At 32.0% G+C, this 9,805-nt stretch carries 9 protein-coding genes; all 9 read right to left on the minus strand.

Annotated elements, in window-relative coordinates; all coding sequences use genetic code 11:
* Positions 1 to 8: 8 nt before the first annotated feature.
* From AMN99_RS01515 to trmD, 9 genes are read right to left on the minus strand one after another with little or no spacing between them, the layout of a single operon-like run.
* A complete protein-coding gene (locus AMN99_RS01515) occupies positions 9 to 1,118 on the minus strand; it encodes a dimethylsulfoniopropionate demethylase (RefSeq protein ID WP_075506087.1) in 1,110 nt (369 codons plus the stop codon).
* Complete coding sequence (locus tag AMN99_RS01520) at positions 1,115 to 1,891, minus strand: alpha/beta fold hydrolase (protein ID WP_075506088.1); 777 nt, start codon at positions 1,889 to 1,891, stop codon at positions 1,115 to 1,117. Before AMN99_RS01520 ends, AMN99_RS01515 begins: the two co-directional genes overlap by 4 nt.
* Positions 1,892 to 1,899: 8 nt before the next feature.
* The gene (locus tag AMN99_RS01525; RefSeq protein WP_075506089.1) at positions 1,900 to 3,516 is read right to left on the minus strand and encodes an acyl-CoA synthetase; all 1,617 of its coding nucleotides are present in this window, start codon (positions 3,514 to 3,516) and stop codon (positions 1,900 to 1,902) included.
* 2 nt (positions 3,517 to 3,518) lie between these two features.
* Positions 3,519 to 5,282, minus strand: coding sequence for an acyl-CoA dehydrogenase family protein (locus AMN99_RS01530; RefSeq protein WP_075506090.1), 1,764 nt, complete (start codon positions 5,280 to 5,282; stop codon positions 3,519 to 3,521).
* Positions 5,283 to 5,308: 26 nt separating this feature from the next.
* Positions 5,309 to 6,415 carry a 3-isopropylmalate dehydrogenase gene (gene leuB / locus AMN99_RS01535; protein WP_075506091.1) on the minus strand — a complete coding sequence of 369 codons (1,107 nt, stop codon included), beginning with the start codon at positions 6,413 to 6,415 and terminating at the stop codon, positions 5,309 to 5,311.
* Positions 6,408 to 7,013, minus strand: coding sequence for a 3-isopropylmalate dehydratase small subunit (gene leuD / locus AMN99_RS01540; RefSeq protein ID WP_075506092.1), 606 nt, complete (start codon positions 7,011 to 7,013; stop codon positions 6,408 to 6,410). Before leuD ends, leuB begins: the two co-directional genes overlap by 8 nt.
* On the minus strand, positions 7,014 to 8,417 hold the full coding sequence (gene leuC, locus AMN99_RS01545) for a 3-isopropylmalate dehydratase large subunit (protein WP_075506093.1): 1,404 nt from the start codon (positions 8,415 to 8,417) through the stop codon (positions 7,014 to 7,016).
* Positions 8,418 to 8,428: 11 nt separating this feature from the next.
* Positions 8,429 to 9,013: a 50S ribosomal protein L19 gene (gene rplS / locus AMN99_RS05940; RefSeq protein ID WP_075506094.1), complete on the minus strand. Its 585-nt coding sequence runs from the start codon at positions 9,011 to 9,013 to the stop codon at positions 8,429 to 8,431.
* Positions 9,014 to 9,029: 16 nt separating this feature from the next.
* Positions 9,030 to 9,716 carry a tRNA (guanosine(37)-N1)-methyltransferase TrmD gene (gene trmD, locus AMN99_RS01555; RefSeq protein WP_075506095.1) on the minus strand — a complete coding sequence of 229 codons (687 nt, stop codon included), beginning with the start codon at positions 9,714 to 9,716 and terminating at the stop codon, positions 9,030 to 9,032.
* Positions 9,717 to 9,805 lie beyond the last annotated feature (89 nt).

Consider the following 9,805-nt stretch of genomic DNA (forward strand, 5'->3'; position numbering starts at 1 on the left):
TTGTTATACTAAATGAAAGGTAAATCGCAAACTTTTCCAATGCAATTATGTCCATTTACAACAACTTTTACATTTTGCTCAAGATTCCAGTATCCTTTTTGCATCATAGCTATACCAATTACTTTTTTGAAGTGAGGTGAATAGCAAGCAGATCTTAATTCTCCAATTAGGTTGTTGTTTTCATCTGTCAAATCTAGAGAACCTGTTACACTGATTTCATTAATATCAATTTTTATACCCATCAATTTTTTAGTAATTCCTTCTTCTTTTATTTTTATTAATTTTTCCTTACCCAAAAACTTTGCATCACTATCTAAGTTAACATACTTATCAAAACCACACTCAAACGGGTTATCATTGTTATCCATATCGTTTCCAAATGATAGAAGAGCACTTTCAATTCTCTCTATTAAATTAGGGCATCCAGGCTTAACATTAAATTCTTTACCAGCTTCAAATAAATGATCATATAACTTTTGACCAGACTCAGTGTTTTGAACATAAATTTCATAACCACCTTGCTTAGACCAACCTGATTGTGCAATTAAATGGTCAGCTCCTTCAAAATTAAAATAATCAAATCCAAAAAATTTCAATTTAGTTATTTTTTCGCCAAATACTTTTTCCATTAACTTAAATGATTTTGGACCTTGAACAGCCATAATGTCTACATTTGGTTCAAAGATTTTAACATCAAATTTATTTCCAATTGCTAATCCTTTTGCAAATAAAATTACATCAGAGTCTGCAATAGATATCCACCATTTCTCCTGACTTAATCTCAGCACTACAGGATCATTAATTAATCCACCCTGGTCATCTATAATAGGACAATAATAACATCTACCATCTTTAGATTTAGATAAATCTCTACAAGTCATTAATTGAACTAATTTAGCTGAGTCCTTTCCTGAAATTTCAACTTGCCTTTCTGCTGCAACATCCCAAATTTGAACATGTTCTTTTAAGTGATGATAAGAATCTTCTACAGATCCAAACGCTGCTGGAAGCAACATATGATTATAGATTGTATAAGCTGTTACACCTTGTTTTTCTATTCTTGAAGTATATGGTGTACTTCTAAGTCTTCTAGATTTTGCTATTGAATAATTTTTCATTTATTTAAAAATTCTAAAACCTTGTCCCGCATTTCAAATGCTTTTTCAATCATAATCATATGCCCACATCCTTCGATTACATGAATAGTTGAATTTTTAATCAATTGAGAGAATTTTTTTCCAGATTCTAAATTAACCATTTTATCTAGAGAACCAAAAACAAACATTGATGGAACCTCAATTGACCCAGCTGCGGTTGAGCCATTTTTGTAATTATTGCAAGCTATAAGATCTACAGCAAGTATTTCACTAATATCTTTTGGAGATTGAATAATTCTTTCAACTGGATTTCCACCTATAAATTTTTTTGAGCCTTCATATCCCCACTTCATCATTAACTTTACTGCATCAGAATCTCCATTTTCCGCAAGTTTAATCAAATCAGGATGAACAGGCATTTTGTTAGATCCACCTACAAAGACTATTTTTTTTAGTCTATCTTTGTATCTATGGGAATACTCAAGTATTTCTAAACATCCTTGTGAATGACCAACTAAAATTAAGTTTTGAAGATCTAAGGCATCAAATACAAGTTCCAACCATTCTGCTATTTCCTCAATAGTTTTTAAACATGGCCCCTCAGAATTTCCATGTCCTGGTAAATCAATAGATAATACATTGAAATTATTATTTGAAAAAAATTGCTCACTTAATGACCAAACAATATGAGATAAGCCACTCCCATGAAGAAATACAATGGTATCTTTGTTTTTATCTATACCTTTGCCATTGTCTGAAGCAAAAATACTTTTATTTTCAATTTCAAAATTCAATTAGATTCCTAAACTTTTTTTCTCAGTTCAAACTTCTGTATTTTTCCAGTTGATGTCTTAGGTAGTTCACAAAAAACAACCTTTTTGGGAACTTTAAATCCAGCCAAAGTTTCTTTGCAAAAATCAATTAATTCTTTTTCAGTAACAGGCTTATCTTGAACCATCTCGATGAAAGCACAAGGTACTTCTCCCCATTTTTCATCTGGTTTAGCAACTACTGCTGCTATTGAAACTGAAGGATGTTTAGATAAGGTATTTTCAATTTCTATTGATGAAATATTTTCTCCCCCTGAGATAATAATATCTTTAGATCTATCTTGAATTTTTACATATCCATCAGGAAACATAACTGCCAAGTCGCCACTATGAAACCATCCATCTTTCATTGCTTTGTCGGTAGCTTCTTTATCTTTAAAGTAACCTTTCATTACTACGTTTCCTCTAATCATGATCTCACCGATAGTTTTTCCATCTTTAGGAACTTCTTTCATCGTCTCTGGATCTAAAACTGTTACTCCTTCTGTATTGGGATATCTCACTCCTTGTCTTGCTTTAATCTCATTTTGTTTATCTTCATCCAAATCATTCCATCCATCATTCCACGCACATTGTGTAACATGGCCATATGTTTCTGTAAGACCGTAAACATGCATAACTTCAAATCCAAGAGATTTCATTTTTTTAAAAATAATGCTTGGGGGAGGTGCTCCAGCAGTTAAGACGTAAACTTTATGCTTTAATTTTTTTCTATCACTTTCGGGAGCTCCAGTTATCATATTTAAAACTATTGGTGCTCCTCCAAAATGAGTAATTTCATATTTATCAATAAGCTCAAAAATTTTCTTAACATCAATATTTCTTAAGCAAATTGTTCTTCCATTTAACATTGGAACTGTCCATGGATAGCACCAGCCATTACAATGAAACATAGGCACAACTGTTAAAAAGTTTAAACGATTAGGCATGTTCCAGGCAACAGTACTTCCCGTAGACATTAAGTACGCACCTCTATGATGGTAAACAACACCCTTAGGATTGCCAGTTGTACCTGAAGTATAACTTAAAGATATTGCCTGCCATTCATCATCAGGCATTTTCCAATCAAAATTTTCATCTCCAGTATTTAAAAAACTTTCGTATTCTAAATCTCCAATTTTTTCCAATTTCGATTGATCAGCATGTTTGTCGTTAATATCTATAACAGTGATTTTTTTATTTAAATTTTTTAAAGCTTTTTTTACTTCTACATGTAATTGTCTATCTACAACTAATACCTTCGCATCACTATGATTTAAAATATAATTAATTGTATTGGCATCTAATCTTATATTTATTGTGTTTAAAACTGCTCCTGTCATTGGAACTGAGTAGTGTGCCTCAAAAATTTCAGGAGTATTAAAAGCTAAAAAAGATACTGTGTCTCCTTTTTGAATACCAATTTTAGAAAGTGCACTGGCAAATTTTACTGCTCTTTTATAAACTTCATTCCAAGTATAGCTTCTATCCTCATAAACTATAGCCTCATAATCAGGATAAACATCTTTGGCTCTTTGTAAAAATGTTAGTGGCGTTAATGGAACATAATTTGCATTATTTCTATCCAGATTAATGTCGTAATGATTCATTATTAATTAAATTTAAATTTCATTATATTTGAGCTACCTGAAACTGCAGATTTATAATGATATTCTGCTCTTGGTAACACTTTTTCAAAGTAGAATGTAGCTGTATTAATTTTGTCTGAATAAAACTCTTTATTTTCTTCATATTCTTTAAAACTAATTTCTAAGATTTTTATCCATGAAAAAGCAATTGAAATATAACCAAGTGTTTTTAAATAATCATTTGCAGCTGCAGAAACATCATCTTTTTCGATTTTACTTTTATCAGCAATCCAACCAGTGAACTTTGATAAAATATCAAGATAATATGTAAGATCTTTTGTAAAAGATTTTACCTTTTCATGTTTGTTTTCACATTCAGATTTTATCATTTCTAAAAATTTAGAAATTACATCACCATTTCTATTTATTAACTTTCTAAATACTAAATCAGCGGCTTGAACTGAATTGGTTCCTTCATATATAGGTGTGATTCTATTATCTCTATATAACTGTTCAATACCTTGGTCTTTAGTATAACCGTACCCTCCATGAATCTGCATAGCATCGCTCGTTATCTCCATCGCTAAATCAGTAAATAAAGATTTAACTACAGGTGTCATCAAAGAAACATAATCAGAAGCTTCCTGTTTAATTTTTTCATCTGGATGATGAAGACTAACTTCAGTCTGTTGAGACAGCCAAAAGCATAAAGCTCTTTCTCCCTCAATTATTGATTTCATATTTAATAAAGTTCTTCTTATGTCTGCATGGTCAATAATAAAATCTGCACCATTTGTAGATTTAGAATTATTACTTTTTCCTTGTTTTCTCTCTTTTGCATAAGCAAGTGAATTTTGGTAAGCAATTTCTGAAATGCCCAATCCCTGAATACCAACTACAATTCTCTCAAGATTCATCATAGTGAACATTGCGTTTAAACCTTTGTCCTTAGGACCAATCATATATCCTGTTGCATCATCAAAGTTTAAGACACAAGTTGCCGAACCTTTAATTCCCATTTTTGTTTCAATAGATCCCGTTGAAATGCCATTTCTTTGTCCAACCGATCCATCTTGATTTACTAAAAACTTGGGTACTAAAAATAAACTTATTCCTTTTGTTCCAGGAGGAGAGTCGGTAGATCTTGCTAAGACTAAATGAACAATGTTTTCTGTTAAGTCATGATCACCTGATGTGATAAAAATTTTTTGGCCAGTTATTTTATAAGTTCCATCGGATTGACTAACTGCTTTTGTTTTAAGTAAACCTAAATCGGTACCACAAACAGGTTCTGTTAAGCACATCGTACCACTCCATTTACCTTCTACAATTTTAGGTAAATATTTATCTTTTATTTCATCAGTAGCGTGATGATTAATACAATTGTATGCTCCAATACTTAATTCACTATAAAGTTTAAAAGATAAACTCGCTGAAGACAGCATTTCGTCAAAAAAAGCACTCACTGTTTTTGGCATTCCTTGACCACCATATTTTGGATCGCATGACAATGAAGTCCATCCATCCTCTATATATTTTTGATAAGCTTCTTTGTATCCTGGTGGTGTTCTAACTACACCATTTTCTAAAACTGCAGGATTTTCATCGCCTGCTTTAGCAAGTGGTAAAATTAAATTTTGATTGATTTTAGCTGCTTCTTCTAAAATATCTTTAACCAAATCTGAACTGACTTCATTATATCTTTCAAGATCATTATAATTTTTGTTATCTCTCAATTTTTCATAGAGGAACATCATATCTTTGACAGGTGCAGAATAACTTGGCATTTAAAAAGCTTAGAATACTTAGAGATTTATTGCAATTTTGAAATTATCGCATCACCCATTCGTGAAGTAGATACTTCTTTCATACCCTCAGAAAGGATATCTTTCGTTCTTAGACCGTCATTTAATACAGCTTGCACTGCGTTTTCTAAAGCATCAGCTTCATTATCAAGATCTAAAGAATATCTTAAAGCCATTGCAAAACTTAGTATTGTTGCTATTGGATTTGCTAGCCCTTTTCCTGCAATATCAGGAGCTGAGCCATGTATGGGTTCATACATTGCTCTCATTTCACCATCTTTATTTTTTGCACCTAAAGATGCAGAAGGTAATAATCCTAAAGATCCTGTTAACATTGAAGCTTGATCTGAAAGCATATCACCAAATAAATTATCAGTAACAATTACGTCAAATTGTTTTGGATTTCTAAGTAATTGCATTGCACAGTTATCTGCAAGCATATGGCTTAGCTCAACATCTTTGTATTCTTTTTCATGAAGTTCCTGAACTTCTTCTTTCCATAGTTGTCCAGCTTCCATTACATTAGATTTTTCACAAGAGGTAACTTTGTTTGATCTTTTTCTAGCAAGATCAAAAGCAACTCTTGCAACTCTAGTAATTTCACTAGTAGTATAAGTATGAGTGTTTATTCCTTTTCTTTCACCATTTTCTATTGGTTTAATACCTCTTGGTTCACCAAAATAAATTCCACCTGTTAATTCTCTTACAATCATTATATCTAAACCAGAAACCACCTCTGGTTTAAGTGTTGATGCGCCAACTAATTGTTCAAAACATATTGCAGGTCTCAAATTTGCAAATAATTTTAATTCTTTTCTTAATTTTAATAAAGCTCTCTCAGGTTTTTTTGAAAACTCAATATTATCCCACTTGGGTCCTCCCACTGCACCAAGCATAACAACTTCACTCTCTAAAGCTTTATAAAAAACTTCATCTGTTATTGGTGTACCGTGTTTATCGTAAGAACATCCACCAGCAAGATCTTCATCTATTTCAAAGTCTAAGGATTTTTTATCATTGAACCAGTTAATTATTTTTTTAACTTCTCCAATTACTTCAGGTCCAATACCATCTCCTGGTAATAATAGAATTTTTCTTTTTTTAACTTTAATCATTAAAAATCCAAGGTTTTTTATCTTTTAATTGATTTTCAAAATTTTCAATTTTGTCAGATTTTTTTAAAGAAATAGCAATGTCATCTAATCCTTCTAGCAAACATTTTTTCTTAAATGGATCTATTTCAAATTTAATTTCATTGTTTCCATAAATAATTTTTTGATCATTTAAGTCTACAGAAATTTCCTCTTTTCTATTTGCGTATTCAGAAAGTTCTTTTATTTTTTCTTCTTCAAGAATTATTGGTAAAATTCCATTTTTAAAACAATTACTATAAAAAATATCAGCATAACTTGAACTAATCACACAAGTAATTCCAAAATCTAACAATGCCCATGGAGCATGCTCTCTTGATGAACCACATCCAAAATTGTTTCCTGCAATTAAAATTTTTGAGTTATTAAATGGTTCCTGATTTAATACAAAATCATTAATTTCTTTTCCATTATCGTCATATCTCATTTCAAAAAACAAATTTTTTCCAAGTCCAGTTCTTTTTATTGTTTTTAAAAATTGCTTAGGAATAATCATATCTGTATCAATATTTACGATTGGTAAATAAGCTGGAATACTTTTTAATGTATTAAATTTTTGCATTTAATTTTGATACTTTCTTACATCATCTAAATTACCAGAGATTGCAGCTGCAGCTGCCATCCCAGGGCTTACTAGATGCGTTCTGCCGCCTCTTCCCTGTCTTCCTTCAAAGTTTCTGTTTGAAGTAGATGCACATCTTTCCTCTGGTTTTAATTTATCTGCATTCATTGCTAAACACATAGAACAGCCTGGCTCTCTCCATTCAAATCCTGAATTTACAAATATTTTATCTAAACCTTCTTGCTCAGCTTGTTCTTTAACTAATCCTGACCCAGGAACTACAATAGCATTTACATGAGATGATATTTTTTTGTCCTTTAAGATTTTGGCAGCTTCCCTTAAATCTTCAATTCTTCCATTTGTACAGCTTCCAATAAATACTTTATCTATCTTGATATCAGTTGCTGCCATATCAGGTGTTAATCCCATATATTTTAGTGCTCTTTCAATTGAGTTCTTTTTATCCTCATCTTTTTCATTTTGAGGATTAGGTACTTTTCCATCAATTGTAATTACATCTTGAGGTGAAGTTCCCCAAGTAATCATCGGTAATATATCATTTGCATTAAGATTTATTTCTTTATCAAAACTTGCATCAGCATCTGTTTTTAAATTTTTCCAGTATTCCATTGCCTTTTCCCAATTTTCTCCTTTTGGAGACATGGGTTTACCTTTTAAATATTCAAATATTTTTTCATCAGGAGCAATTAATCCAGCTCTTGCGCCACCCTCAATAGTCATATTGCAAATAGTCATTCTCTGTTCAACACTCAAAGATCTTATTAAATCTCCTGCATATTCAACTACACAACCTGTTCCACCTGCAGTACCAATCTTTCCAATGATTTGAAGTATTACATCTTTAGATGTTACTCCTAATGGAAGTGTTCCATTAACATTAATTCTAAAATTTTTTGCTTTCTTTTGAACGAGTGTTTGCGTTGCTAAAACATGTTCAACTTCAGATGTTCCAATACCAAAAGCTAATGATCCAAAAGCTCCATGAGTTGCAGTATGACTATCTCCACATACAATAACTGTTCCTGGTTGAGTAAAGCCTTGTTCTGGTCCAATAATATGAACAATTCCTTGTCGTTTATCATCCATACCAAAAAGCTGCACACCAAATTCCTTACAATTTGATTCTAATGTATCAACTTGTATTTTCGATTCCTGGTCTGATATCCCTTTAGTTCTATCTGTCGTTGGAACATTATGATCAGCAACAGCTAAAGTTAAATTAGGATGACGAACTTTTCTATTTGAATTTCTTAAACCTTCAAAAGCTTGTGGACTCGTAACTTCATGAATTAAGTGTCTATCGACAAACAATAAAGCTGTTCCATCTTCTTGCTGATCTACTAAATGATCATTCCAAATTTTGTCGTAAAGAGTAGTGGACATTGAAAAAAAAATTATTTTTTTTCTGAAGTACTTTCTGTTGATTGTTCGGCTGTAGCTTCTTCTTTTGGAGCTTCTGCAGCTGGTGCTGCTTCTACTTTAGGAGCCTCTTCCTTTGGAGCTTCTGCAGCTGGTGCTGCTTCTACTTTAGGAGCCTCTTCCTTTGGAGCTTCTGCAGCTGGTGCTACATTTTCTTCAGTAACTGTTTCAGGTTTTGCATCAACATCAATACCAATTTTTTTTCTGATTTTTTCTGCAATCCTTGCTGATTTACCTGTTCTATCTCTTAGATAGTATAATTTTGCTCTTCTTACTTTTCCTGATCTAATAACTTTAATTGAGTCAATTAGAGTTCCATAAAGTGGAAATGTTCTTTCAACACCTTCACCAAAAGAAATTTTTCTAACTGTGAAAGACGAGTTTAAATCTCTGCTTTTTTTTGCAATACAAACGCCTTCAAAATATTGAATTCTCTCTTTTTTTCCCTCTGTAATTCTAACACCTACTTTAACTACATCTCCAGGGTAGAATACAGGTATCTGTTTTTCTGAAAGTATTTTTTTAACGTTATGTTGATTTATCTCTTCAATTGTTTTCATAGTTATATTTATCAAATTAATTCTTCTTATATTTTTCCCATAAATCTGGTCTTCGGACGCGTGTTATAGCCTCAGATTGAGATAAACGCCAGTGTTTAATTTTACTGTGATCTCCTGACAAAAGTACTTCTGGAACCGCTTTTTCCTCCCAAATTTGAGGTTTTGTGAACTGAGGATACTCTAATAATCCATTTTCAAAACTTTCGTTTACCGTAGAATTCTCATTTCCCAGAACACCGGGTAAAAGTCTCAAAATACTATCAATCACCACAAATGCTGCTGACTCTCCTCCTGATAAGATAAAGTCTCCAATACTAACTTCTTCTATATTTCTTGTGCTTAACACTCTTTCATCAACTCCTTCGAAGTGTCCACAAATTATCGAAACCGATTTTTCCTTCGATAATTCTTTAGCGTAATTTTGATCAAATTTTTTCCCTCTAGGAGATAAATATAATATTTTTTCTCCCTCATTTTTATTTTGATCTAATGATTTTGCTAATACATCAGCTTTCATCAACATACCTGAACCACCTCCATAAGGAGTATCATCTACAGTTTTGTGTTTATCCTCAGCAGCATCTCTAATGTTTACTACTTTTAAATTCCAAATATTTTTAGACATTGCTTTTCCATATAGACCTTTAGACAAAGGACCAGGAAAAATATCTGGATAAAGTGTAAACACTTGAGCTTGCCACATATAGTGTCCTCAGTTTATTTTTTTTCCTCAGCTGGAGCTGCTTCTGCTTTAGGAGCTTCTTCCTTTGGAGCTTCTGCTGCTGGAGCTGG

This window comes from Candidatus Pelagibacter communis, assembly GCF_001180225.1.
Classification (GTDB): domain Bacteria; phylum Pseudomonadota; class Alphaproteobacteria; order Pelagibacterales; family Pelagibacteraceae; genus Pelagibacter; species Pelagibacter ubique_D.